This is a genomic window from Haloarcula sp. CBA1127, assembly GCF_001485575.1.
Taxonomy (GTDB): Archaea; Halobacteriota; Halobacteria; order Halobacteriales; family Haloarculaceae; genus Haloarcula.
In genome coordinates this window covers 3,097,226-3,121,921 of record NZ_BCNB01000006.1, presented here as the reverse complement: position 1 = coordinate 3,121,921, position 24,696 = coordinate 3,097,226, and the positions used below count along the sequence as shown (strand labels likewise).

Below are 24,696 nucleotides of genomic sequence, written 5' to 3'. Positions count from 1 at the left end.
ACAGGAGGAAGCTAACGACCATCAGGACGAGGAACACGACGACGAGTATCTTCGCTATTCGCATGCTGAGCCCCGCCACGCCCCCCAGACCGGCCAGTCCAGCAACGACGGCGAGGACGAGAAACAGCAGCGCCAGTTCGAGGAACCCGCCACCGGGCTGGAGCGGGACTGCAGTTAGTAGGTGGTTCATGACGTTGTGTACCGCCCCATCTCCATTTATTATATATCACCTAATCAGGGACCGATGGCGAACGCGCCCGGGTCGTACTGGAACCGCGTCCGGTAGGTTTCCCACTCGTCGAGTTCTTCGAGACGGTACTTGCTGAACGACGGGTTCCGAACCAACTCCAACTCAGCGAGCCGTTCCTGAACCGGGTCGAACAGGGTCGCCCAGTCGAGTTCCTGAAGCGATTCATCCGGCTCCGCCTCACTCTTGGTAAAGGTCAACCCGTCGCCAGTTCGCTCAATGGTTCCGTACTGGTACCGGCTCCAGACGGTGTACTCCCCGAACGGAACGGTCTCAGTCGGTGGCGGTGGTCGGCGGTACTGCGCCTGAAACCGCTGGTGTGTCTCACCGCCGCCCCACAGCACCCCGCGGGTGAGGAGCTTGATCCGCTGGTTGGCGTCTACGCCACTGTTGTAGATGATGCGCGCATGCTCGTACTCACTGGACTGGAACTGTTCGGCGACGCTATCGTCGTGGTGAATGTCGACCTCGTGTTGATACGGCAACGGCGTCCGGAAGGCGCGTTCGAGCACCGAGACCGTCTCAGCGCCCCGGCGCAGGTCTTCGTACGGCCCCGTTCCACGCCACTGCGCCGGGTCGGCCTCGTTGGGATCGACCCATCGGTCCATGCTAGCAATATGTGGGAGACGGTCTTAGTTTTTCCCGCGGGGCGGCTGGGGCCGCCGTTCTCACACCAGCACGCGGTCGAGTTCGACAACGAGGCCGCTGTCGGCGTCTGGGTCGCTGATGAGCGTCCCCAGGCAGACCGCAGCGCCGTCGGGCGTGACGGAAACGACCTGTGAATCTATCTCAGGCGTCGCGTCGCCCACTTCTGCCGGGCCGGTCTCGATGACGCCCGGCGCATACACCGGCGCGCCCTCGGCGACTTCGCGGGCGGCGCTGGGCGCAATTGTGACCCGTGGCAGGTGGGACAGCGCACGCTCTGCGGGCTGGATGATCTCGCGCAGTTGCGCTTCGTCCCCGTCCGCAGCAAAGGCCAGCGCGTCCACGAGGTCGTGCATCGTCGACAGCGATCTGTCGTCAAAGGTGGCGGTCGCCGTCCGGCGGAGGTCGCCCATGTGTGCGCCGGTCCCCGCCGCCAGCCCGATATCGTGACACAGCTTCCGGATGTAGGTCCCCGACGCACACCGGACCCGCAACAGCAGTCTCCGGTCGCCCTGTTCGAGGATATCCAGTGAGTGAATCCGGCGGGAACGCAACTGGCGCTTCACTGCGCTCTTTCGAGGAGGTTTCTGATAGATGTCTGTCTCGAACTCGGCGACGATATCTGCAATATCGGCCGGCGCTTGGTCGTGGAGTTCGAGCACCGTCACGTACTCCTTGACGGCGTTGTCGAACACTTGCGCCATCCGAGCGGCGTCGCCGAGCAACACGGGCAGACAGCCGGTCACCTTTGGGTCGAGCGTTCCGCCGTGGGCGACCCGGTCCTGGCCAGTGGCGTCGCGAATCCAGGCCGCGACCTGATGGGCTGACGGGCCCGGTGGCTTATCGAGGTTGACGACGCCGAACGAGCGAAGCGAATCGAGGTCCCGTTCGTCGGGCGGGGCACGGAGTGTCATCGGCTCAGAACTCGTACCGGACGTTCTCGACCGGTGCCTTCCCCTCGTCGCCATCGGGGCTGTATGATTCGACAGCGTGGAGGGTCACGCTCAGGACTCCCTGTGGGTCCCAGCGAGCGGTGTTGACCGACAGGTCGTAGATAGCGAGGTCGTCGAAGTCGATGTCGTAGTAGTCGCTGTAGCGCTGGGCCTCGCTGTCGCCACGCTCCCGGGTTTCGGTCTTTGCCTGTTCGAAGGGCTTGTTTTCCCGTGTCGCGATGCGGTCGGCGCGTACGTCCAGCGGCGCAGTCAGCCACAGTTTCATGTCGGCGTACTCGCCTGCCATCCAGCCAGCGAGTCGGGACTCAAGCACGAGGTCATCGCGCTCGGCAGCAATATCACGCAATCGGCGGTCCAGATCACGGTCGATCTGGTCGTCTTCCTCGGCGGCTTTGTTCAGTTCGAGCGGTGTCATCCCGCGCTCTTCGGCCAGCGAGCGGAAAATATCGCCGCCACTGACGTGCTCGTAGTTCAGGGCGTCGGCCAGACTCTTGGCAAGTGTGCTCTTGCCGCTGCCGGCCGGGCCGGAGACGGTAATCAACATAGAGATGTTCGGGGGGCCCCGATAGAAAGGGCTGTCTCTTCGCGCCTACCCAGTCGGCGTCGTCTCGACGTTGAGCGCCTTCCGGATGATCTGGGTGAACGACAGCGAGCACAGGAAGTACCAGACAATCCACGCCTGGACCGGGCCGGCGACGCTGTTGCTCCACGCTTCGACCTCGCCGAAGATGGGGAGCGTAATCACCGGGCTCGCGTCGACGCCGGCTCCGAAGACAATCCAGTAGAGCCAGAGGAACAGCGGGATGTTGACCAGCATGATCCACACCATCGGGCGGAACTGCTGTTTGAACATCCCCATCTGGTCGGTCATCAGCTCCATCTGCTCCTCTTCGAGGCGGTCAAGCGCTTCTTGATCGTCGCGTTCCTTTGCGGCTTTGCGGCGCTCTTTCAGGTCCTCCATCTTCTCCTGGTGGTCGCCCATCCCCGACATGTCCATGAGGTTGTCCTGCAGAATCGTCGAGGTGGTCCCGGTGATAATCGCAAGCACCAGGATAACGACGTAAAACGGCAGCATGTCGTTGAGCGGCCCGAGGACGATGTCGATGACGCCGCCTGCGATAACGTCCCGGACTGAAGTCAGGGAGTAGCCGGCAAACAGGCCGAGCGTCCCGAGGCCGGCGAGCTTGTCCCATTTCGACCAGCCGCTGCCCTCGTCATCATCGCTCGGGGCCGCGTCGGACTCTTCGAGCGCCTCACGGACGCCATCAGGGTCGTCGATAACGAACCCCTCGCCATCGGCGTCGATGAGCAGGCCGGACTCGATGAGCCGGCCCCACTCGCCGCTCGTGAGGTCGTCGCTCACGTCGCCCCAGGTGACGGTCCCGTTCTCTTCGGCCGCAGCGAGCACCGTCGAGAGCGCATCAGTCATTGCCTCGCCGTCTTCGGCGAGTCGTTCTACCTTCGGCGCGGTACGTGCCATTGTGTGTGCTTGAGTTGCGACGGCATATCAACGTTTTACTCTGACTGTCTCGACGGTGTCGGACTCGAACGGCGGTTCCGTCGCGTTTCAGGCCGTGTGTGCGTCGACGGCGTCGTGAATCTCGCTCCAGACCTCGTCGGGTGTCTGCTCGCCGTCGACGGCGACGAAGCCGTCGTGGTCCCCGTAGTGGTCGATGACCGGTGCGGTGTTGTCGTCGAACACGTCCAGTCGGTTGCGGACGGACTCCTCGTTGTCGTCGTCGCGCTGGATGAGGTCGCCGCCACATTCGTCACAGACACCGTCTTCCTCGGGCTGATTGAACTCGACGTGGTAGTTCGTGCCGCAGTCGTCACAGACCCGCCGGCCCGTGAGTCGGTCGACCAGTTCCTCCCGCGAGACATCGAGCGAGAGGATCACGTCGAGGTCGGTCATCCCTTCCAGCTCTTCGGCCTGTTCGAGGTTGCGCGGATAGCCGTCGAGCACGAACCCGTCGGCCTGTGAGAGGGCTTCGTCGACGATAGCGTTAACTACCGCGTCCGGCACGAGGTCGCCCGCTTCCATGTACTCACGGGGCGTGTCGTACTCGGTGTCCATGTCGCTGATATCCATGTCCTTGTTCGCCCGAAGGGCGTCACCGGTCGTGATGTGTTCGACGCCGTACGCTTCGGCGAGGTTGGCGCTCTGGGTTCCTTTGCCGGCTCCCGGCGGCCCGACAATCAGGATTCGTGGATTCGACATAGTCAGGGTTTCCAAGGGGTCGGTTAAATGGTTGTCCAAACGCGTCCATCGGAGCGAGACGCGTCAGCCGCCGTCTAGAAGAGCGCAGGTGCGCTCCCATCGCCGTCCGCGGCATGATTGTTGGTCTGCCCAGAGACCGGAGTGATTTTATACATTAGGCGCGCCTAAAAATATGGTGTGCCGGTCAGATTGACAGATTGGCCGGTACTGCGCCGATCAGGAGGTCAGATCGGCCGTAAAGCGCGTTTCGATAAGTGTCCTGTTTTTTGGCTAGCCTAAAATTCGCAATCTATTTGTATTTCTTTAGGTATGCCTAAAACGCATGGTGGACAATGCCGACGATTCGACCAGTCCGACTCGACGTGACTCCCCGAACGGCGTGCGAAGTGCGCGGTGGAGACCGCCGATGTGGACAGAGAGCACGACAACCGTATCGAGAACAGCACCGACCGACAAACTCCGGAGCCTGTTTCTCACGGCGCTGGTGGTGGCGTCGGTGGTCGCCGGTACCGTCGCCGTCTCCGGGACAGCGGCCGCCGCCGGTAACATCAGCGTCGAGCAGGCTGTAGAGTACTCGGCAGCCAGCGGGGGCAGTACGGTCGAGTTGGCGCTGAACGAATCCGTCACGAACGGTCTCGACGGGACCGGCGAACTCGCGCTCTACCTCGACGGCGACGAGGTTTCTGGCACGCTTGTCGACGGCATCGACGCGGACGGAACCAGCGGCCGCGTCGAGATCGATCTCACCGAGGACGTGGCGCCGAACCGGAATCTGTCGGTGAAGCTCACCGACTTCGGAAGCGGCTCCGTCACCGCGACGGACATCAGCGTGACCTCGAAGACGATCACACCGGCCTCTGACGGCGGCTCCGACGCGAACGTCTATCACGGCGAGGTCATCGCCATCGAAGACACGGACGCCAATACCGACACGAACCTGCTCGTTGAGGCCGACGGTGGGAGCGTCGTCCTCGACGGCAGCTACGCCGACAACAGCCAGGTCTACACCGTCGACACTGGTGACATCGTTACCGGGCAGCGCTACGACGTGACATCCGGGTCCGATGTGGCCGGGTTCCGCATCAATGACCTCGACCTCACCGTCGAGGTGAGCGACACCAACGTCACCGACGAGGACACCATCACCGCCGACGTGACTGCTATCCGCGGCGGCACCGCGGCGACCGCGACGCTGACCGACGGCGACGGCGACGAGGTCGCGACCGCGGTCGGGACTCTCGACGGTACGGAGGCCGTCGAGTTTGACTTCGGCAGCCAGTCGGCCGGCGACGGACCGTACACGGTCAGCGTCACGGACAACCAGAGCGGTCTCGCGGTCACCTCGGCGCAGATCACCGTCACCGAAGCACAGGAGGGAGAGGTGCGCTTCGAGGACAGCGTCGTCTCTGACGAGCGCGGCGACGTGGTCAGCCTCACGTACCAGTTAGAGAACACGGACGACGGCTACGTCGTCATCGGCGACGAGAGCGAGAACAACTACGCCATCTCCGGCCAGATCACCGACGACGACGGTGACGGCGAAGTCACCGTCCTGTTCAACAGCTACCTCGCCGGCGTCCCCAACAGCGGGAACGCGAGCATCTCGGCGAGCGACGTCCTCAGCGTCTCGGGCGACGACGAGATCAGCGGCGTCAGCGAGAGGGGATCGTTCGCACGAGCCGACCTCACGGCCGAGACGCTGGACGCGACCAGCTACACGATGAACGCGACCGCGGGCACGAGTCGGAGCGACGACCCCGACTCTGTCGGGACGCTCCGGCTGGAAGCGCGCTCGACCGAACACGTCCAGAGTTGGGTCGCCCCGAAAGACGCCGACCTCACGGACGAGGACGTCGGCATCTACGACCGCGTCGGCACGACTCTCACGCAGTCGACCGAAGTCGCAGACGGTGACATCGTCGTCCACCGGATCACCGCCTCCGGTATCGAGGGTGCGATCGACTACCGGACGGACGTCAAGGGCGCAAGCGACACCACGGCCGCGTTCCTCCAGGCTACCGGGGACGGGGACGCGTTCAACATCTGGGTCAACCGAACGAACGTCGGCGCAAACACCGACGAGGACCCGATGCATCTCAACGACAGTAACGTGGTCGTGGTCGATGATCCCGACAACGACACGTACTTCGTCGCCGTCGAACTGTCGAACGTGAACTATCAGAGCGGAGCACCGGTCCGTGTGGACGGCGATGACGAGATCACGACGACCTTCTCGGTCTCGGACGCCACCGGCCTGAGCGACGATACCGACGGGGGGACAGCCAGCTACACGATTACGGACCGCGACGCTGGACTCGGCACGACCGATGGACGCGTGACCGTCGAAGCCGCCGAGAACCAGTCCGTCTCGGGTACAACGACGATTGCGCCCGGTTCGGACGTCAAGGTCAGCCTCGCCTCCGAGAGCGAGGCGAATCCGTTCATCCACCGTCCCGGGGCCACTGTCACGTCGAGCGGGACGTTCACCGCTACGGCCGATATGGGCGAGTACGCCGCCGGTGTGAACTTCACCGCGGACGTTCTCGACGTGGGCGGTGACAGCTTTGCCGCCGACAAAGACGGGCGCATCGTCTCGGTGGCCACCGCGAACAACTCCGTCGAGTCTGCGAGCGCGAACGTCAACAGCACTGGGGAGCCGACCGACCAGCCGACTGACGAGCCAACCGAACGGGCGTCGGAAGAACCGAGCACGGCGGTGAGCGACGAAGCGACCGCAGCATCAACCGCGGAACAGACCACGGTTGCACGCACCGATACGGCGACAGAAGTCGCCACTACACCCGCGTCCGGTCCGGGCTTTACCGTAGCCGTCGCGCTCATTGCGCTCGTCGCCGCGGCGCTCCTCACCGTCCGACGAAACGTCTGATTGAGACGGGGCGGCAGCGGTCAGAAGATCTCCGCGCCGCCGCCGATACGCGTCTGATAGACGCGGGCGTCGACCCCGCGCTCGCCGAAGGCATCGAGCATCGTACTCGCGATCTTCCGGCGGTCCTCCTCTGCACACGCGGCGATGACGGTCGGGCCGGCTCCGGAGATAGTGACGCCGGTGGCACCGGCCGCCAGTGCAGCCTCGCGGACCTGTTCGTAGCCGTCGATGAGTTTCGCACGGGCCGGCGTCACGACGGTGTCGTGCATCCCCTGGCCGACGAGCTCGGGGTCGTCGCGGTGCATCCCGGTTGTTAGCGCCGCAGCGTTGCCGACCGTCTCTACCATCTGGTCGACGCGGGCGGTCTCCGGGACGACGTTCCGAGCATCCCGCGTCGAAACCACGATATCGGGCAGACACGCCACGAGCGGGATGTCGGCATCAACCTGCGTGACGCCCTTCTCGGTCGCGATGGTGAACCCGCCCATTATCGAGGGGGCGACATTGTCGTCGTGGGCGTCCCCGGAGACGACGGCCTCGCCCTTGGCGGCGATGGGGACCAGTTCCTCGCGTGAGTAGCCGCGGTCGTACAGCTCGTTCAGCCCGACGGCCGCCGCGGCGGCGCTGGCCGCGGAGGAACCCAGCCCTGACGCGGGGCGGACGCCCTTGTCTATCTGAATGCGTGCCGGCGCATCAAGTGCGTCAGCGACCGCGCCGACGGTGTTCTTGTCGGGGTCCTCCGGAATGTACTGGCTGCCAGCGCCGGTCATTTCGATGGTGACCCGGTCGGCTTTCTCCAGACGGACGACGTCGGCCGGACGCTCCAGTGCGACGCCGAACACGTCGAAGCCGCTCCCGAGGTTTGCACTGGTAGCCGGCGCCCGGACTGTCAGCATGCCTGCGAATTTCAGCAGTGTAGGCAAAAAGGTAGCGAACCGACACTGTGGCCGTTTCGCAGTACTGAGAACGCGGCCCAAAGGCATAATACAGGGAAACCTGACGTTGGAATAGGTATCAATATGGATGTCGACATCGCCACGGTCGCCATCCTCGGGAACGCGGGTGGAGCGCTCATTGGTTTCGCAATTGCTGTCGTCGCCGCCCGAAACCAGGATGTCCCCGGCGCTCGCCAGTACGGCTGGCTTGCGGTCGCTGGGGGCTGCTGGTGTGCTATCTCGATATGGCAGATCGGCGTTTCGGACCCCGCCGCTGTCAGGGCAGTGTACCTGCTGTCGCGAACCGCCGCTATGCAGGTCATCGGGCTCTGGGTCGTCTTCGCGCTCGTCTACACTGGCCGACAGTCGTGGCTTCGGCCATCGTCTCTCGTAGCGCTGTTTCTCGTGGTGAACGCGGACGTGCTACTACTGTTGACGGACCAGGCACACGACCTCGTCGAAGTGGCGGCCGTGCCCGTCACCCAGCTCGGTACGACAATGGTCGCCATCCAGCGCGGTCCCACGTTCGCGGTACTTCTCGCCGTCAGTTACGGGCTGTTACTGCTCGGATACGCACTCCTGATTGAGTTCCTGTTCCGGTCGCAGAACGTCTATCGGCGACAGACAGCGGCGATCATTATCGGAACCGGCCTTCCGATATTCGTCGCTGTGCTGTATGATTTCGGCTACACGCCGCACCCGGCCATCGACTTCACGCCGGTAGCGTTCTCGCTCAACGCGGTGCTCGTCGGCTGGGTACTGTTCAAGGACGAATCGCTGTCTGTGACGACGCTGTCGGGTGACACCCTCGTCGACAACCTCCCCGACCCGGTCATCGCGCTCGACGACGACTGTGTTATTATCGATTACAACGCCGCGGCGGCCAGCGCGCTGGATCATCCGGACCCCGACGGAGAGCCACTCGACGACTTCGTCCCGGATCTCGTTGCCCGCATCGAGCGCGGCGAGGTGTTCTCGTTCGGCGATTCGTTCACGTACTATAACCCACAGACGACGAGCCTCACCGATCAGTCCGGGACGGAGCGTGGTCGCCTCGTCGTTCTCAGGGATGTCACCGGGCAGCAGCGCCGGCAGGACCGACTCGAAGCGCTGCAGGCTGCGACCCAGCAGTTCATCGAGGCCGAGACCGCCGAGGCGGTCGCGGAGATGGCTGTCGAGTTCGCGACGGCCGTCCTCGACCAGAACGCGGCGGGCGTGTTCCTCGAAGACGACGACGTCCTCGAACCGGCCGTCATTAGCGAATCGATCGCGGAACACGTCGAAGACGAACTGCTGTACGCCTCGCCGACGGACGAGCCCGAAAGCAAACTCTGGCAAACGTACGAAACCGGTGAGATACAGGCCGTCTCGCTCGACCAGGACGGACTCAACCCACTGGACAACGCGCTGATGCTGCCGCTTGGCTCCCACGGCGTGATGGCGATTACGTCACACGACAGCACCCTCGCCACGGAGGACAGACGGTACGCCGCGATCCTCGCACAGACGACGCAGGTAGCCCTCGACCAGGTCGAGCGCGAGCGCGAACTCCGCCAGAGCCGCAGTTCTGTCCAGCGACGCCGCGAGCAGATCGAGTTCTTCAACGGCGTCCTCAGACACTCGCTGCACAACGCGATGGTCGTCATCCGCGGCCGCGCGGAGCACATCAGAACCGACGTGCCGCGGTCGAAACGGCGGCATCTCGACAGCATCAGCGACTGGTGTGGGAACCTCACCGAGATGAGCGAAACGATCCGGGATATCAACAACACCGTGACAGCGAGCGAAGCTGAGCGGCTGGACGCCGTCGACCTCAACGCCACGCTCCGTCGCTCGATCGAGTCGCTCCGGGTCGAGTACGATTCGGTATCGGTCTCCTGTGAACTAAATGGCGACTACCGCGTGCAGGCGAACGAATTGCTCGAAGAAGTCCTCCTGAGCATCCTCCGGAACGCGGTCGACCACAACAACGCCGACACCCCGCAAGTGACTGTCTCGGTCCAGCAGGCCAGCGACTGGCTGCAGGTCCGTATCGCTGACGACGGCCCCGGAATGAGCGACGAACTGAAGACGACGGTGTTCGAACGCGGGCTCTCGCCCGACCAGACCGCTGGCGGCTTCGGCCTCTACTTCGTCTCGGTCATGATGGACCTGTACGGCGGGACACTCTGGTTCGAGGACAACCACCCGACGGGGACCGTCGCGATCCTCGAATTCCAGCAAGCGGTGACGGCCGACGAGGCGGAAGGCGACCCCGGGCCCGACGACACCGAGACGGCGGCGACCGAAGCGCAAACTAAATCCCACAACCGCTGATAGGTCGAGGCATGATTGGCGTCGTCGGTGGCGGTATCGCCGGCCTCTCGGCAGCGTACCGGCTCCAGCAACGCGGCCACGAAGTCCGTGTGTTCGAAGCGAGCGAGGACCTCGGTGGCCTAGCAGCGACCTACGAGACGGCTGGGGACCCCATCGAGAAATTCTATCACCATCTCTCGAAATCCGAGGAAACAATCGTCGACCTCGCCGAGGCACTGGGCCTCGGTGACGCGGTCGAGTGGCACATCGGGGAGAACGCCTACTACGTCGACGGTGTCGTCCACCCCATGGACAAGCCCTGGGAAATCCTCTCGTACCCGCACCTCTCGATGTATGACACGTTCCGACTGGGGATGCTAGTCCTCGATATCGATGTTCGCGGCGGCATCCCTTCCTTCGACACCTACGAGCGACTGGAGGACTTCGAGGACGTGCCTATCGAGGAGTTCGTCGTCGAACACACCACACGGGGCGTTTACGAGAACTTCTTCGAGCCGCTGCTCGACGCGAAGTTCGGCGGCCGGAAAGACGACGTGAGCGCGGCGTGGCTGCTCGGCCGGGTCAAGTTCCGCGGCGAGCGGGACATCCTGAACGGCGAGATTCTGGGCTACTTTGACGGCGGATTCGGCCGGTTGCTTGACGCGCTGGTCGATGCCGTCGGCCGGGAAAACATCGTCACTGGCACGCGCGTCTCCGACATCGATACGAGCGGCGGGACCGTCTCGTCGCTGACGGCCACCGACGGAACTGAGACGACGGTTCACGACGTTGACAGCGTCGTCGTCGCGACGATGCCGAACGTGCTTGAAGCCCTGACCGGCTATACCTGCGACATAGACTTCCAGGGGACGGTGTGTTCAGTCATCAGCATGGACGAACCCCTGCTTGATACGTACTGGCTGAACATCGCCGACGACGCCCCCTTCGGCGCGCTCATCGAGCACACGAACTTCGTCTCCGCGGAACGGTACGGCGGCGAGCATCTCCTGTACGTCGCCCGTTACATTCAGGACGAATCCGAGGCCATCTGGCAACAGACCGACGACGAGGTCGCCGAGACTTGGTTGGATGGCATCGAATCCCTCTTTCCCGAATTCGACCGTGACGCCGTCAACTGGATTCGGACGGGGCGCAATCCACGGACTGCCCCGGTCTACGAACGCGGGTATCTGGACATGGTCATCCCGTACGACCTGGGTGACGATGTCGCGGACGGCCTCTACTACGCCGGGATGGCTTCGCGCGCCCAGTACCCGGAGCGCTCGCTCAACGGCGGTATCGTCGCAGGCTTCGAGTGCGCCGATCGGATCGCACGCGATCCGTCAGCGGCGTCGAAAACCGACGATTCGCCGCTTTCGGAAGCCCAACGCTGAGCGCTTTTCTGCCCTCAAACCCGTTTTCTCTCGGAAAGTCCAATTCGGTGTGTACCGCGCGAGTCAGTCGCCGGCCGCGCTTTCCACGTCGTCCTCGTCGACGACCGGCGCGTCAGTCGGGCTCACGTCGTCCGGTTCCTCGCGGCCGCCGCCGACGATCATCTCGCCGTCCTCGGTTTCGACGTAGACGTCGTCGGCGAAGCCACCGACGGCGTGAGGGTGTTCTGGCTCGTCCAGCCGCTCCGGCGTCGACGGCGCGTCGGCAATGCCGCCGGCCGAGCGGAACGTCCCGAGCGGGTCGTCGATGGTGATGTCGTACGCGTCGAAAAAGTCCGCGTACCGCTCGTAGTGGGCTTCGAGTTCGTCGGCCGGGAACTCCATCATCTCCGTCCAGCCGTGGTTGTAGAAGTCGAAATTCGCCTGAATGTGGGTAATCTCCCGAGCCTCAGCCTCCGAGTACTCTGCTTCGAGCGCGGCCACGTAGGTGTCCATCGTGGCGTCGAAGAAATCATCGAGATGGTCGCGCCGTTCCTCCCGGTGAGCCTCGTCGGCCTTCCCGAGGAAGATCTTGGTGTGGAGTTTCACCAGCCCGTAGTTGGCCACCGACCGGACGCCGGGCGTGGTCAGCGCCTTCTTGCTTGCCCAGTGGCGCGGGTTCTGGTAGATTTTCATTTCAATTTCGAATACGGGCCCCAGCGCCTTCAAATCCCCGACTATCGGCCTCTACTACAGTGTTGCGCGCGCTATCGCAAACGATACGCAGATAGCAATCCACATTAAGCCCGATTTCGTATCGGCCGTACATGAGCACGTCGCACGTAATCATCGGTGACGGCATCGCGGGTGCGTCCGCAGCCGAGACAATTCGGGAAGCGGACCCGGACGCGTCGGTCACAGTCTTGACTGACGAGGGGGAGGCACTGTACAACCGGATCCTCATCAAGGAGTTCGCCAAGGGGAAGCTGCCGGAAGCGCCGATCTCGATCCACGAGCCGGAGTGGTACGACGAGCGCGACATCGACCTCCAGTTGAACACCCACGTGACGGACATCGATCCCGACGCTCACGAGATCCAGACCCACGAGGGGGACACCTACGAGTACGACAAGCTGTTGGTGGCCACGGGCGGGACGCCGGCACAGCTTCCGGTCGAGAACAGTGACGCCGACGGCATCCACCACTTCTGGACGTTCCAGGACGCGCGTGGTATCCGCGAACACGCCGACGAGGCCGATCAGGGCATCATCGTCGGGGCAGGACTGCTCGGCATCGACCTCGCGGCGGTCTGTGCCGCACAGGAAATCGACGCGAAGTACCTGATGCGTGGCAACCGCTGGTGGCGCTACGCGCTCTCGGAGGATGGGGCGGAGATCATCCACGAGGCCCTCGAAGAGAACGGCGTCGAACCCGTCTTCGAGTCCGGTGTCGACCACTTCGAGGTCGACGACGACGGCAAAGTCACCGGTGCAGTCGATCCCGATGGCAACCACTATGACGGCGAGTGGGCGGGTGTCGCCATCGGCCTCGACTTCAACACGGAGTTCCTCAACGGGACCGGACTCGAACTCGACGACGGCGTCGTCGTTGACGAGTATATGCAGACCAACGTCGAGGACATCTACGCTGCGGGTGACCTCACCAAGTTCTACGACACCATCCTCAACTCTCAGGCGCAAAACGGCGCGTGGGGCTCGGCCAAGGAGCAGGGGTCGGTTGCCGGGACCAACATGGTCGCGGACGCAGAGGAGAAGGAGTTCCGCTGGGTCTCCTCGTACTCCATCACGCACTTCGACTTCCCGTTCCTCTCCTTCGGCCATCCGACCCGTGGCGACGACGAGGCCGAACGGAAGTACTCCGACAGCGAGTGGCGGCGGCTCGCGTTCGAGGACGGACAGCTCATCGGCGGCGTGCTGATCGGCGACCTCTCACAGCAGTCGACGTTCAAGAAGCTCATCCGCCAGGAGCGCCAGGTCGCAGACAAGAAGGAACTGCTGCTGGAGAAGGAAGTGGACCTCGAAGAAGTGAAGGCACAGACGCCCGCGCCGGCCGAATAAGACCCGCCGACACCGATATTTTTACGCGCTGCGGACGTAGTCGCACGTATGCGTACCGCCCTTTCCCGCGTCGTTGCTTGGGTCACCCGTCGCAGCGACCCGTCGGGTGAGGCAGACGAGACAGGCGATGAGAGCAGCAGCTTCACGGGCTCGCTGCTCGATGCGTCGGTCAATCAGGGGCACGGTCAGGGCGACCCACAGGCCGCCAGCGAGATGGCCGCAGTGCAGGAAGAGGCCAACCGCCTCGCACAGGCGGACCAGCACCGAAAGTAACTGCCGGCGGGAGAACGACGCTCTTTTTTCGCCCTAAAGCGGAGAGTCGCGTATGGATGGCGGCAGCGGCGATATGACACTCGCGTTCGACCTCGACGCCCTCAAGCAACTGGCCTACCCGGACAGCGTGTTCAACGACGCGCGCCAGTGGTCCGAGTACGTCGGCGTCATCTCCGAACAGCCCACCTACGTCGTGACCAACTTCACCCGGAAACACCGGATCAGACAGGACTTCTTCTCTGGGCCGCGCGGCCGCGAGGAGAGCCTCGAAAACGTCAAAGAGCAGTTCGACACTGACCGGCACGTCTTCGTCGGTGCGAATGACGACGACGCTGATCTCGCCGAGACGGCGGGCTGGGAGTACCTCCCCGTCACGCAGGCCGCAGAGGCGGCCGACTGGGACCTTGGCGAACCGGAGACGCCGGACGCGACAACCGACGAGAACGAGCAGCGCGACGACTGGCCGTAAGCGGCGTAGTCCCGCTGTCGGCGGGAATCTACGATTCGACTAGTTTTATATTTTCTCGGAGAGCGACTGAAGATATGGCCCTCCAGATCGGCGACGCGTTACGGCGCGGTATCGACGATGTAACCAGCGAAAGCGGCCTTCTGGTCATGGGTGTTTTTCTCCTGTACAACCTCGGAAACACCGTCGCAAGTTCGTCGGTAATGGAAGTGCTGTTCGACGAGTTGATGGCACAGGGCAACCCCAGTGGCGCAGGTGGCCCTGCTGGGGCGGGCAGCCCGGGGTTCTCGATGGCGGACTTCGTTGGGCCGTTCAGCCTTGATCTGGCGGCTCCAGTCGCCGTAGTGTTGCTGCTGGTGTTCCTCGTGCTCGGACAGCTCGTCAAGTTCTGGGGTATCCGGCTGTTCGCAGACCAGAGCGAAATCAGGAGCGACAACGCGTCGGAGCGAGCTGTGATGGCGGTTGTCCTTGGTGGCAGCATCGCGATCGTGATGTTCGCAATCTCGATGAGCTCGACGTTTTTCCAACTCAACGGACAGGCGTTGCTAAGTCTCGCTGCGTCGCTCGGTAGCGTTCTCGCCTCTCTGGTCGTCGGCCTTGCACTCGTGTACCTGCTGCAGGCGATTGCCCTGTTCGACGGCGGCTACGTCGCGACACTCAAGCACTCCGTCGCACGGTTCATGGACGCCCCCGCACAGATCATCGTCTTGCTGTTCCTCTTGGCGCTTCTCGGCATTATTCCGGGCATTCCTTCTACGGCGTCCATCATCTCGGTGTTCCTTCCCGGCACATTCAACCTCCCCTCTCAGTCGGTCCTGCAGGTCGTCTCGATGGTACTGAACGCACCGGTGCAGGCGTTTAGTCTCGCAGTGATTACGGACGCATACCTGCAGGTGCGGGCGGATCAGGACGACGACGGGTTCTGAGTACTGGGCTTGAGTGCCCCCGGTCACTGATTTCGGGCCTTCGTTCACTATAAACCGCTGTAGTTCGTATCGCGGCCTTTAACCACGCGAGCGACCAATCACAGGTAATGGCTGAACCGCGCGTGCCCGGCGGGCGCGAGTCCGAACTCGAACTGGCCTGTGGCGAACTCGTCGACACGCATGACCTCCATCTGGGAATGCGGGAGTTCGCGTGTGACTGCGGGCAGACTCACGCCGTCGTGCTTGACCCGCACCCGCTGGCACGGTTCGTGCCGGAGTTTCTCACCGAGGTACTACACGCGACTATCGAGACCAACGACGACTACGAGGAGTTCACCACTGTCCACCTGATGGGCGTCGTGATGGAGGAGTTCCCCGAGAAGGTCGTCGCCGCCGACACCAGCGAGGACGGGTCGGTCGGCTTCTCGCTGGCATGGGTGAGCGACTTCGACTCTCGCCGCCTTCACGAAATCGTCGTCGAACTACTCGTGGAACTGATGGAACACGCTATCAGCCACGCCGAGGACGACGACGTGATGGCGGAGTTCGAAGAGCAGATGCTCCAGTTCGACGTTGACGCATTTGTCGAGCAGTACCGCGACGAGCGGAACTTTGATGGCCGATCTGACACCGCGATCTGAGACCGACTGCGGCCTGAGTACTTAGTAGAGCCGGCTCGCATACCCCACGTATGGCGGCTCGCATCGCGGTCCTGCTTGTCCTCTTGCTTTTTGCGGGCTGTGGAGCCTTCGGCGGGGCGGAGCGACAGACGGTAACGCCAGTTCCGGTCCCTGAGCAGTCACAGGACGACCGGGCCCACCCCGGCGTGACCGAGGAAGCTGTCGATGCTAGGCGACTCGCGGCGGCACACCGGCGCGCGACCCGGAACCGCTCGTACGTGCTGGGAATGCGGCTGTCGCTGGAGTGGGGCACGCAAATCGTCAGTCTCGTCGTCGAAGACAGGTACCGCTACCAGTTCCGGACCGAAATCGTCAACAAGAATTACACCAAGCGAGTGTACAATAACCGGAATCGGCGCTATGTCTATGATAAGCGAGCACAGGGAGCCTGGACCGCAACGCGGCGGCCAATCCCGGTCAGCGGGGTACTTGACCCCGACCCCGCTCGACTCATCGAAGCCTACCTCGCGACAAACGTCAGCGTCGACCGTCCGAAAGACGACTGTGACTCCTGCAGTGTGACGCTCATGGCTACGGACCCGCCGGCGGCGTTTGAACCGGCCGACAATTACAGCGTGCAGGCGACTGTCCGGCCGGACGGCCTCGTCCAGTCGCTCACCGTCTCGTACTGGGACCGCTCCAGAAAGGCGCCGGTCAGCTACGAAATCCGGTACTCAGCGGTCGGCGATACAACCGTCTCCCGACCGGCGTGGGTCCGAAAGCGCTGGGGGAACGCGACAGACAGCGACCCTGAACTGTCCGACAGCCAGTGACACGCCGCCGTCGGTTGATTTCCCGGAATCAGCCGTCTGACTGTTGTCTGACGGTGTTATATGGTGAAAGCGGTGCTGTAACTGTGTATGGCTATGCGTGAGGGAGAGTTCGGGCGCATCCTGACAGTGCTCGAAGAAGCCGATGTCAACGGCACACTGACGGCACGCGAAATCTGTGACCTGCTCGAAGAACACGACGAGGCGTTCGGGAGCGCCCACCGTGTTGCGACAGTCCTTGGTCGTCGTGCCCAGTCCGGCGAGGTCGAGGTTATTCAGGGCCAGCCCTACCGGTATCGCGTTCCCGACCGCGACAACTGACCGTTCTCAGCGCCGCTACCGTCTGTCTGCTACACCGAGACTCATCTGTGAGATAGCCGGCTGTGTTACGGACACGCATTACGATATTCGAAATTAGGCTTCGAGCTTCGCATTGTTTCGCCGGGCTTATTACGATGTGTAGACTCCGCTCGTACAATGACAGCGGACGAGGACCGTACAATCCTGCTCATCGGCAGTGGCCCGATCAAGATCGGACAGGCGGCCGAGTTCGATTACTCCGGCGCACAGGCGTGTCGTGCCCTTCAGGAAGAGGGTGCCCGCGTCGTGCTCGTGAACTCGAACCCGGCGACGATTATGACTGACCCGGAGATGGCGGACAAGGTGTATCTCGAACCGATTAACACCGAAGCCATCTCTGAGATTATCCGGAAAGAAGAACCCGACGGCGTCATCGCCGGTCTGGGCGGCCAGACTGGACTGAACGTCACCGCCGAACTCGCCGAGGAGGGCGTCCTCGACGAGTACGACGTGGACGTGATGGGGACGCCACTGGACACCATTTACGCGACGGAGGACCGCGACCTGTTCAAACAGCGGATGGAGGACATCGGCGAACCGGTGCCGCGCTCGACGACCATCACGCTCGACGACGGTGAATCGGTCACCGACTTGGACGAGGACTCGCTCATCGACCGCGTCGAATCCGCCGTCGACGAGGTTGGCGGGCTCCCCGTCATCGCACGCACGACGTACACGCTCGGTGGCTCCGGCTCCGGGGTCGTCGACGAGATGGACGAACTCATCGAACGCGTCCGCAAGGGCCTGCGCCTCTCACGCAACAATGAAGTCCTCATCACCGAGTCTATCTCCGGCTGGGTCGAACTCGAATACGAGGTGATGCGCGACGCCGACGACTCCTGTATTATTATCTGCAACATGGAAAACATCGACCCGATGGGTATCCACACCGGGGAGTCGACCGTCGTCACCCCCTCGCAGGTCATCCCCGATGAGGGCCATCAGGAGATGCGCGACTCCGCGCTGAAGGTCATCCGCGACCTCGGCATTCAGGGCGGCTGTAACATCCAGTTCGCCTGGCACGACGACGGCACCCCCGGCGGCGAGTACCGCGTGGTCGAGGTGAACCCGCGTGTCTCCCGCTCCTCTGCGCTGGCCTCAAAGGCGACTGGCTATCCGATTGCCCGCGTCACCGCGAAGGTCGCGCTCGGCAAGCGCCTCCACGAAATCGACAACGAGATTACCGGCGAGACGACCGCCGCTTTCGAGCCGGCTATCGACTACGTCGTGACGAAAGTGCCGCGCTGGCCTATCGACAAGTTCCGCGACACGGAGTTCAAACTGTCGACCGCGATGAAATCCACCGGCGAAGCGATGTCTATCGGCCGGACCTTCCCCGAGAGCCTGCTGAAGGCGCTTCGCTCCTCGGAGTACAACCCGGCTGCTGACTTCAACGAAATCGACGACGCGGAACTCGAAACGGAGTACCTCGAAAAGCCAACGCCTGACCGCCCATACGCGATGTTTGAGGCGTTCTGCCGCGACTACACCGTCGAAGAAGTCGTCGAGATAACCGACATCAAAGAATGGTACGTCGAGCGGTTCAAAGAGGTCGCCGATGCCGCTGAAGCCGCCCGCGATGGCGACTACGAGACCGCCGCACAGGCCGGCTTTACCGACCAGGAAATAACGGCGCTCGCCGGCGGCGAGTTCAACGACACGCACGTCTCCTGGCTCCCGGCGGACCTCGATGAAGACGGCGGCGACGAGCCGGAAGTCGAGGCAGCCACTGACGGTAGCGGCGTGCAGATTGAGGATGTCGAGACCGACACGACCGACCGCGACTTCAAGCTCGTCGACACCTGTGCCGGCGAGTTCGAGGCGACGACGCCGTATTACTACTCGACGCGGGACCCGCTGTCGGGTATCGACCGCGACGAACTCCAGATCGACCCCGACCTCGAAAGCGTCGTGGTCGTCGGTGGCGGCCCCATCCGTATCGGGCAGGGCGTGGAGTTCGACTACTGTTCGGTCCATGCGGTCCGCGCGCTGGAGAACCTGGGCATCGACGCCCACGTCGTCAACAACAACCCCGAAACGGTGTCGACTGACTACGACACGTCTGACGGGCTGTTCTTCGAACCGGTCACCGCCGAGGAGGTCGCCGATGTCATCGAAGCGACCGACGCCGACGGCGTGATGGTCCAGTTCGGCGGCCAGACCTCCGTCGACATCGGCCACCCGCTCGAACAGGAACTCGAACGCCGCGACCTCGACTGTGAGATCATGGGGACCTCCGTCGACGCGATGGACCTCGCCGAGGACCGTGACCGGTTCAACAAGCTGATGGACGAACTCGGTATCTCACAGGCCGAAGGTGGCTCTGCGACCTCCAAGGAGGAGGCCCTCGATTTGGCCCACGACATCGGCTACCCCGTCCTTGTGCGCCCGAGCTACGTGCTCGGCGGCCGCGCGATGGACGTGGTGTACAACGACGAGGACCTCGAAACGTACATCGAGGAAGCCGTCCGCGTCAGCCCGGACAAGCCGATTCTGGTCGACGAGTTCCTCGCCGACGCCGTCGAACTAGACGTCGACGCTGTGGCCGACGAGGACGACGTCCTCATCGGCGGTGTGATGGAACACGTCGAGACGGCGGGCATCCACTCGGGCGACTCCGCCTGTATGATTCCGCCACGCTCTCAGGAGATCAAGGACGTGATGCCGCGCATCCGCGAGGTCGTCGAGGACATTGCCGACGCACTCGATACCGTCGGTCTGTTGAACGTCCAGCTCGCCGTTCGTGACGGCGAGGTGTTCGTCCTCGAAGCGAATCCGCGCTCGTCCCGCACCGTTCCGTTCATCTCAAAGACGGCCGGCGTCCCGATCGCGAAGATCGCCGCCAAGGTGATGTCCGGCGCGACGCTCTCGGAACTCGACGTGCAGGAGCAGATTCCCGAGCAGGTCTCTGTCAAGGAGGTCGTCCTGCCGTTCGACCGCCTGCCTGGTTCGGACCCACGTCTCGGCCCCGAGATGAAATCCACCGGCGAGGTCATGGGGACCGCCGGCTCCTTCGGCAAGGCCTACCAGAAGGCCCAGATGGCCGTCGGCAAGGCAATCCCGCTTGAGGGGACGGCCATCGTCGATCTACCGATCCTCGGCTTCGAGGAGCACTTCGACGTACAGGACTTCGATGACTACGACGACACCGACGCCATCATCGACGCCATCCAGAGCGGCGAGGTCGACCTCGTTCTCTCCCGCGACCGCGATGTGCTGGAAGCTTGCGTCGAGGAGACTGTGACGTACTTCTCGACCCACGAGAGCGCTGAGGCGGCGCTGGAAGCAATCAACTCCGCCGACCAGCCACTCGCCGTCCAAGCCATCGACGAACGGCCAAAGACCCAGCGCGAGTGGGGCGCTGAGTAACGCGATCGGTCGGTCTCGGGATTCGGTCAGGCACCGCGGCGGCACTGATTCCTGTCACTCGAACAGATAGGCACAAATACTTATTCGTTGGACACGTTCACATACACTTCATGGCCGATGTCGTGCGTGTCCTACACGTCGAGGACGACCCCGAGTTTGCGTCGATGACGGCAGCGTTTCTCAGTCGTACCGACGACCGGTTCGACGTGGTCTCGGCAACGTCGGCGGATGAGGGACTGACCCGGCTCAGTGAGGAACCGATCGACTGCGTCGTCTCCGATTTCGATATGCCCGAGCAAGACGGCATCGAGTTTCTGGAGTCCGTCCGGGCTGTCGATGAAGACCTCCCGTTCATTCTCTTTACTGGGAAAGGCTCTGAGGAAGTGGCCAGTGAGGCGATTTCGGCCGGTGTGACGGACTACCTCCAGAAGCAGCAAGGTACTGACCAGTACACGATTCTGGCCAACCGCATCGCCAACGCGGTCGAGCAGTACCGGTCACAGCGAGCACTGGATGCGAGCCGGAAGCGGCTCTCGCTGTTTATCGATAAGTCACCGCTCGGCGTCATCGAATGGGACGAGAGCTTCGAGGTGGTTCAGGTCAACGAGAAAGGCGAGAAGATTCTGCGGCGCGGGGACGCGGACCTCGTCGGCAAGGAGTTCAAGACGCTCGTCCCGGATTCGGCGTTGGATGCGGTCGAAGAGACGATCACGGCCCTGCAGGAAGGTAGCGGGGGCTACTACACAGTACTCGACATCGAAACCGGCGATGGCGAGCAGATCGTCTGTGAGTGGCACAACCGCATTATCCGAGAGGACGGGGAGACCGTCGCGATCTTCTCGCAGTTTCAGGAGATAACGGAGCGCCGGCAGCGACAGCAGCGTATCGAGGCGCTACACGACACGACCCGGGAGCTGATGCACGTCGAGTCACGCGAGGCCGTCGCCGAACTGGTCGTCGAAACCGCGCGTGATCTGCTTGGATTGCCACTCAGCGCAGTCTTTCTCGCTGACGAGTCGGCCGACGCTCTCAGGCCGACTGCAGTGACCGATCAGGCACGGGCGATCATCGACGAGCACCCGACGTTTAGCGAGGGCGACAGCCTCGTCTGGGAGGTGTTCGAATCCGGCGAACAGCGCGTCTTCGACGATGTCTCAACGAATCCTGGCCGCTACAACCCCGATACCGACATCAGCAGCGAGATTCTGATCCCACTGGGCGATCACGGCGTGCTAATCGCCGCGTCGACCGATACCGATGCGTTCGAGGACGCATCGATCTCACTGATGCGGACCCTCGCTGCCAACACTGAGGAGGCGCTTTCCAGACTCGATCGACAGCAGGAGCTCAGAACGCTCACGGAACGCCACGAACTCGCGCTCGAGGGTGCCGAACTCGGCGTCTGGGACTGGAACGTCAAGACGGACGAAGTCACCTTCGACGAGCGCTGGGCCGATATGCTCGGCTACTCGCTCGACGAACTCGACCCGTCGGCCGACACCTGGGACGAACTGATCCACCCCGAAGACCGCGATCGGACCTACGAAGCACTGGACGCCCACTTCGATGGCGAGACGGAGATCTACGAATGTGACCACCGGCTCAAGACGGCCGCCGGCGACTACCGCTGGATTCGCGACATCGGCAAGGTGTTCGAACGCGACGAGCACGGCGACCCGGTCCGTGCGGTGGGGATCCATCAGGACGTGACCGACCACAAAGAACGGAAACAGGCCCTCGAAGACACGAGCCGCAAACTGCAGGTCATTCTCGATACAGCGCCGACGTACATCCTGATGAAAGATACTGACAGCCGCTTTCTCTTCATCAACAGCGCGGCCCGTGACCTCTACGGGATCGACGCTGACGAGTCTGTTGTCGGGATGTCCGATTACGATATTCTCTCGGACCACATCGCGGAGCAGACCCACGCCGACGATCAGCGAGCCCTCGAACAGAAAGAGACCGTCGAAGTCGAGACGGTGATTCCTGTCGACGGGACGGAGCGGACACATCTGACGCGGAAGACGCCGATACTCGACGAGGACGGCGAGCCGTATGCTCTCTGTGTCGTTGCGACCGACATTACCGACCAGAAACGGCGCGAGCGGGAGTTGGCCCGCCTCACCGACGAGTACGAGGCGGTGTTCGAGAACACCAACGACGCCATCGCGCTCGTCGACATCGAGGGGTCGGCAGACGATCCGACGTTCCGCTACGTCCGGACGAACGAGGCCTACGAACGACAGAGCGGATTCGACACCGAGTCACTGACCGGTCAGACCCCAGTCGAAGCTGCCGGCCCGGACAGCGGTCGTCGAATCGCCGACCACTACGAGCGGTGTGTCTCGGCCGGTGAAACCATCACGTTCGAAGAACGGGACCTCCACCCGACTGGTGTCTGGGAGACGCAGGTGACACCGATCTTCGCTGACGGAGAGATAGATAGACTCGTTGCTATCTCCCGGGATATCTCCGACCGCATCGAGTACCGAGAAGAACTGGAGCGACAGAACGACCGGCTCGAAGAGTTCGCGAGCATCGTTAGTCACGACCTCCGGAACCCGCTTAGCGTCCTCGAAGGCTCACTCACCCTCGCCAGAGATACCGGAAATGACGAGCAGTTCGACCGTTGTTACCGTGCAATCGACCGCATGAAGGAACTCATTGAGGATCTGCTGACGCTCGCCCGTGAAGGGGACACGGTATCCGAAACGGAACCGCTCGACCTCGAATCGACTGTGCAGTCCTGCTGGCACGCCGTCGAGACGTCTGATGCCACCCTCGAAGTCACTGCCGAGAGCACGATATACGCCGACGAGAGCCGCGTTCGCCAGCTCCTCGAGAATCTCATCAACAACGCCGTGACACACGGCGGCCCAGCCGTCACTGTCGAGGTCGGTGATCTCACCGATTCGGGCTTTTATGTCGCCGATGATGGCGGTGGTATCCCGCCGGAAAAACACGACACAGTGTTTGAGAGCGGCTACACCACTACCGATGGTGGCACCGGCTTTGGTCTCGCTATCGTCAAGGAGATTGCGGCGGCACATGACTGGTCGGTGTCCGTGACTGAGAGCACCGACGGCGGCGCACGATTCGAGTTCAGCGGCGTTAGATAGGAGTTCTGAGGGTGGGGCTGTGATGACTACTTGCCGTGAATGCCTCTCTTTCTAGCCTTACAACTCAGAAGTATTACGCCAATATAGTAGCTATAGATGATGGACATTCATATATTGGTGCCTATCTGTCCTATTCTGGGTCAATAATGGCACGTTCGTAACACTCATTTCCGGGGCTGTGACACTAGCTGTATGGATCGCGTTGTAATCGCTGTCGCCGCTCCGGGAAGCCGATGATAGAGGATGTCACCAAGCGGGCGGAGACAGTTGCGGAGATGGCGCCCGGTGACTCGGTAACGGCGGGTGTCCTCGCCGGATACAAGAGTCGCTTCTCCGAGTCACCACCGCTGAACAACCCACCGCTGACGTACCTCGACGGCGCGGAAGCCCCGGCGTACCTCCTGACCAACGGGAAGCGCGGCATCGGGCGCGGGACGAAACGCAAGACTGAATCACCGGTCGGCGACCGACGGACCGTCATTCTGGTTACCGGCCGCCGGACGCTCTGTCTCATCGGGAAAGACGAGAACGACGACATCATCGAGATCCCACACGAAGCAGTTGCCGACGTTACCACCAAGACCGGGTTCCGTGCGCACCGCCTCGCGCTTCGGACTCCACGGAAAATGTACCACTGCTGGGTGCACCGCAAGACCGACAAGACAACGCTCAAAGCTGCCGCCGAATTCATCGAGAACCATCAGCAGGACAGTCCGGACGCAATCGACGGCGACGACACCGCCAACCGGGTCATGTACCGCGGCCGCCCCGTCGCACCACAGAATAATATGACCGAAAACGAAGATAGCGACCAGACCACGTACTACCGTGGGCAGCCAATTGACGACGACAGCGACTGACAGACGTGGCTCATCGGCGTGCAAACCGCACTACTGCTCGCGAGTCACTCCGTTCCCCGTCGTCGGGCGGCGATACCGCCCGACTGCCTGCGGGACCGAAGGTCCCGCTCCGCTCGCAATTCGAGGGCCGCTCCCTGTAGTCGCGCCCCTCGCTCTCCTCACGGTTCGTTACCACTCACCGTTCGGAAGGCTGGGGACCCCTCCCTACGGTCGGGCTCCCCCTGCTCACGGCTGCGCCGTTC

General features: G+C 62.9%; 21 protein-coding genes. 13 read left to right on the top strand and 8 right to left on the bottom strand.

What is annotated here, in order from left to right; translation table 11 throughout:
* The 6 genes from AV059_RS20210 to AV059_RS20185 form a co-directional block, all read right to left on the bottom strand.
* Positions 1-190, bottom strand: a 190-nt coding sequence (locus AV059_RS20210; protein ID WP_058997447.1) for a DUF1328 family protein, incomplete at its 3' end; no start/stop codon positions are given.
* A gap of 44 nt (positions 191-234) precedes the next feature.
* Positions 235-855 carry a hypothetical protein gene (locus AV059_RS20205; RefSeq protein WP_058997442.1) on the bottom strand — a complete coding sequence of 207 codons (621 nt, stop codon included), beginning with the start codon at positions 853-855 and terminating at the stop codon, positions 235-237.
* Positions 856-915: 60 nt separating this feature from the next.
* The gene (locus AV059_RS20200; RefSeq protein WP_058997440.1) at positions 916-1,806 is read right to left on the bottom strand and encodes an RNA-guided pseudouridylation complex pseudouridine synthase subunit Cbf5; all 891 of its coding nucleotides are present in this window, start codon (positions 1,804-1,806) and stop codon (positions 916-918) included.
* A 4-nt stretch (positions 1,807-1,810) separates the two neighbouring features.
* A complete protein-coding gene (gene cmk, locus AV059_RS20195) occupies positions 1,811-2,389 on the bottom strand; it encodes a (d)CMP kinase (RefSeq protein ID WP_058997439.1) in 579 nt (192 codons plus the stop codon).
* Between the two features lie 45 nt (positions 2,390-2,434).
* The gene (locus AV059_RS20190) at positions 2,435-3,325 is read right to left on the bottom strand and encodes a DUF106 domain-containing protein (protein ID WP_004963999.1); all 891 of its coding nucleotides are present in this window, start codon (positions 3,323-3,325) and stop codon (positions 2,435-2,437) included.
* Between the two features lie 87 nt (positions 3,326-3,412).
* Positions 3,413-4,063, bottom strand: coding sequence for an adenylate kinase (locus AV059_RS20185; RefSeq protein WP_058997435.1), 651 nt, complete (start codon positions 4,061-4,063; stop codon positions 3,413-3,415).
* A gap of 406 nt (positions 4,064-4,469) precedes the next feature.
* On the opposite strand from AV059_RS20185, the gene AV059_RS20180 reads away from it, so the two are divergent.
* Positions 4,470-6,950: a BGTF surface domain-containing protein gene (locus tag AV059_RS20180; protein ID WP_079990827.1), complete on the top strand. Its 2,481-nt coding sequence runs from the start codon at positions 4,470-4,472 to the stop codon at positions 6,948-6,950.
* 20 nt (positions 6,951-6,970) lie between these two features.
* Here the strand turns inward: AV059_RS20180 and AV059_RS20175 are convergent, their stop codons facing one another.
* A complete protein-coding gene (locus AV059_RS20175; protein ID WP_058997431.1) occupies positions 6,971-7,846 on the bottom strand; it encodes a homoserine kinase in 876 nt (291 codons plus the stop codon).
* Positions 7,847-7,969: 123 nt separating this feature from the next.
* On the opposite strand from AV059_RS20175, the gene AV059_RS20170 reads away from it, so the two are divergent.
* Together AV059_RS20170 and AV059_RS20165 are read left to right on the top strand one after the other, a co-directional pair.
* On the top strand, positions 7,970-10,201 hold the full coding sequence (locus AV059_RS20170; protein WP_058997429.1) for a histidine kinase N-terminal 7TM domain-containing protein: 2,232 nt from the start codon (positions 7,970-7,972) through the stop codon (positions 10,199-10,201).
* Between the two features lie 11 nt (positions 10,202-10,212).
* Complete coding sequence (locus AV059_RS20165; RefSeq protein ID WP_058997427.1) at positions 10,213-11,574, top strand: NAD(P)/FAD-dependent oxidoreductase; 1,362 nt, start codon at positions 10,213-10,215, stop codon at positions 11,572-11,574.
* A 63-nt stretch (positions 11,575-11,637) separates the two neighbouring features.
* Here AV059_RS20165 and AV059_RS20160 read toward each other — a convergent pair whose 3' ends face one another.
* On the bottom strand, positions 11,638-12,246 hold the full coding sequence (locus AV059_RS20160; RefSeq protein WP_058997426.1) for a DUF6149 family protein: 609 nt from the start codon (positions 12,244-12,246) through the stop codon (positions 11,638-11,640).
* A gap of 131 nt (positions 12,247-12,377) precedes the next feature.
* Between AV059_RS20160 and AV059_RS20155 the strand changes: the two genes are divergently transcribed.
* The 10 genes from AV059_RS20155 to AV059_RS20110 all read left to right on the top strand — a co-directional run bounded on the left by AV059_RS20155 (position 12,378) and on the right by AV059_RS20110 (position 24,454).
* Positions 12,378-13,628, top strand: coding sequence for an NAD(P)/FAD-dependent oxidoreductase (locus AV059_RS20155; RefSeq protein WP_058997424.1), 1,251 nt, complete (start codon positions 12,378-12,380; stop codon positions 13,626-13,628).
* A gap of 48 nt (positions 13,629-13,676) precedes the next feature.
* The gene (locus tag AV059_RS20150) at positions 13,677-13,901 is read left to right on the top strand and encodes a hypothetical protein (RefSeq protein ID WP_058997423.1); all 225 of its coding nucleotides are present in this window, start codon (positions 13,677-13,679) and stop codon (positions 13,899-13,901) included.
* 52 nt (positions 13,902-13,953) lie between these two features.
* Positions 13,954-14,370, top strand: a complete 417-nt coding sequence (locus AV059_RS20145) for a hypothetical protein (RefSeq protein ID WP_058997421.1) — start codon at positions 13,954-13,956, stop codon at positions 14,368-14,370.
* 74 nt (positions 14,371-14,444) lie between these two features.
* Positions 14,445-15,293 (top strand): hypothetical protein, encoded by an 849-nt coding sequence (locus AV059_RS20140; protein WP_058997420.1) that lies wholly within the window; start codon positions 14,445-14,447, stop codon positions 15,291-15,293.
* Positions 15,294-15,400: 107 nt separating this feature from the next.
* Positions 15,401-15,934 carry a DUF5815 family protein gene (locus tag AV059_RS20135; protein WP_058997418.1) on the top strand — a complete coding sequence of 178 codons (534 nt, stop codon included), beginning with the start codon at positions 15,401-15,403 and terminating at the stop codon, positions 15,932-15,934.
* A 50-nt stretch (positions 15,935-15,984) separates the two neighbouring features.
* Positions 15,985-16,746 carry a hypothetical protein gene (locus AV059_RS20130; protein ID WP_058997413.1) on the top strand — a complete coding sequence of 254 codons (762 nt, stop codon included), beginning with the start codon at positions 15,985-15,987 and terminating at the stop codon, positions 16,744-16,746.
* Positions 16,747-16,833: 87 nt separating this feature from the next.
* A complete protein-coding gene (locus tag AV059_RS20125) occupies positions 16,834-17,064 on the top strand; it encodes a hypothetical protein (RefSeq protein ID WP_004963957.1) in 231 nt (76 codons plus the stop codon).
* Positions 17,065-17,220: 156 nt separating this feature from the next.
* Positions 17,221-20,472: a carbamoyl-phosphate synthase large subunit gene (gene carB, locus AV059_RS20120; RefSeq protein WP_058997412.1), complete on the top strand. Its 3,252-nt coding sequence runs from the start codon at positions 17,221-17,223 to the stop codon at positions 20,470-20,472.
* Positions 20,473-20,582: 110 nt separating this feature from the next.
* Positions 20,583-23,594, top strand: a complete 3,012-nt coding sequence (locus AV059_RS20115; protein WP_058997410.1) for a PAS domain S-box protein — start codon at positions 20,583-20,585, stop codon at positions 23,592-23,594.
* Between the two features lie 233 nt (positions 23,595-23,827).
* Positions 23,828-24,454 carry a hypothetical protein gene (locus AV059_RS20110; protein ID WP_058997409.1) on the top strand — a complete coding sequence of 209 codons (627 nt, stop codon included), beginning with the start codon at positions 23,828-23,830 and terminating at the stop codon, positions 24,452-24,454.
* Positions 24,455-24,696: the final 242 nt, after the last annotated feature.

Excerpts from the sequence above, each read along its gene's own strand:
- AV059_RS20155 (WP_058997424.1), top strand. The coding sequence starts at position 12,378 with ATGAGCACGTCGCACGTAATCATCGGTGACGGCATCGCGGGTGCGTCC.
- AV059_RS20180 (WP_079990827.1), top strand. The coding sequence starts at position 4,470 with ATGTGGACAGAGAGCACGACAACCGTATCGAGAACAGCACCGACCGAC.
- AV059_RS20150 (WP_058997423.1), top strand. The coding sequence starts at position 13,677 with ATGCGTACCGCCCTTTCCCGCGTCGTTGCTTGGGTCACCCGTCGCAGC.
- AV059_RS20140 (WP_058997420.1), top strand. The coding sequence starts at position 14,445 with ATGGCCCTCCAGATCGGCGACGCGTTACGGCGCGGTATCGACGATGTA.
- AV059_RS20115 (WP_058997410.1), top strand. The coding sequence starts at position 20,583 with ATGGCCGATGTCGTGCGTGTCCTACACGTCGAGGACGACCCCGAGTTT.
- AV059_RS20160 (WP_058997426.1), bottom strand. The coding sequence starts at position 12,246 with ATGAAAATCTACCAGAACCCGCGCCACTGGGCAAGCAAGAAGGCGCTG.
- AV059_RS20110 (WP_058997409.1), top strand. The coding sequence starts at position 23,828 with ATGATAGAGGATGTCACCAAGCGGGCGGAGACAGTTGCGGAGATGGCG.
- AV059_RS20200 (WP_058997440.1), bottom strand. The coding sequence starts at position 1,806 with ATGACACTCCGTGCCCCGCCCGACGAACGGGACCTCGATTCGCTTCGC.
- AV059_RS20130 (WP_058997413.1), top strand. The coding sequence starts at position 15,985 with ATGGCGGCTCGCATCGCGGTCCTGCTTGTCCTCTTGCTTTTTGCGGGC.
- AV059_RS20170 (WP_058997429.1), top strand. The coding sequence starts at position 7,970 with ATGGATGTCGACATCGCCACGGTCGCCATCCTCGGGAACGCGGGTGGA.
- AV059_RS20190 (WP_004963999.1), bottom strand. The coding sequence starts at position 3,325 with ATGGCACGTACCGCGCCGAAGGTAGAACGACTCGCCGAAGACGGCGAG.
- AV059_RS20145 (WP_058997421.1), top strand. The coding sequence starts at position 13,954 with ATGGATGGCGGCAGCGGCGATATGACACTCGCGTTCGACCTCGACGCC.
- carB (WP_058997412.1), top strand. The coding sequence starts at position 17,221 with ATGACAGCGGACGAGGACCGTACAATCCTGCTCATCGGCAGTGGCCCG.
- AV059_RS20185 (WP_058997435.1), bottom strand. The coding sequence starts at position 4,063 with ATGTCGAATCCACGAATCCTGATTGTCGGGCCGCCGGGAGCCGGCAAA.
- cmk (WP_058997439.1), bottom strand. The coding sequence starts at position 2,389 with ATGTTGATTACCGTCTCCGGCCCGGCCGGCAGCGGCAAGAGCACACTT.
- AV059_RS20125 (WP_004963957.1), top strand. The coding sequence starts at position 16,834 with ATGGCTATGCGTGAGGGAGAGTTCGGGCGCATCCTGACAGTGCTCGAA.
- AV059_RS20135 (WP_058997418.1), top strand. The coding sequence starts at position 15,401 with ATGGCTGAACCGCGCGTGCCCGGCGGGCGCGAGTCCGAACTCGAACTG.
- AV059_RS20175 (WP_058997431.1), bottom strand. The coding sequence starts at position 7,846 with ATGCTGACAGTCCGGGCGCCGGCTACCAGTGCAAACCTCGGGAGCGGC.
- AV059_RS20165 (WP_058997427.1), top strand. The coding sequence starts at position 10,213 with ATGATTGGCGTCGTCGGTGGCGGTATCGCCGGCCTCTCGGCAGCGTAC.
- AV059_RS20205 (WP_058997442.1), bottom strand. The coding sequence starts at position 855 with ATGGACCGATGGGTCGATCCCAACGAGGCCGACCCGGCGCAGTGGCGT.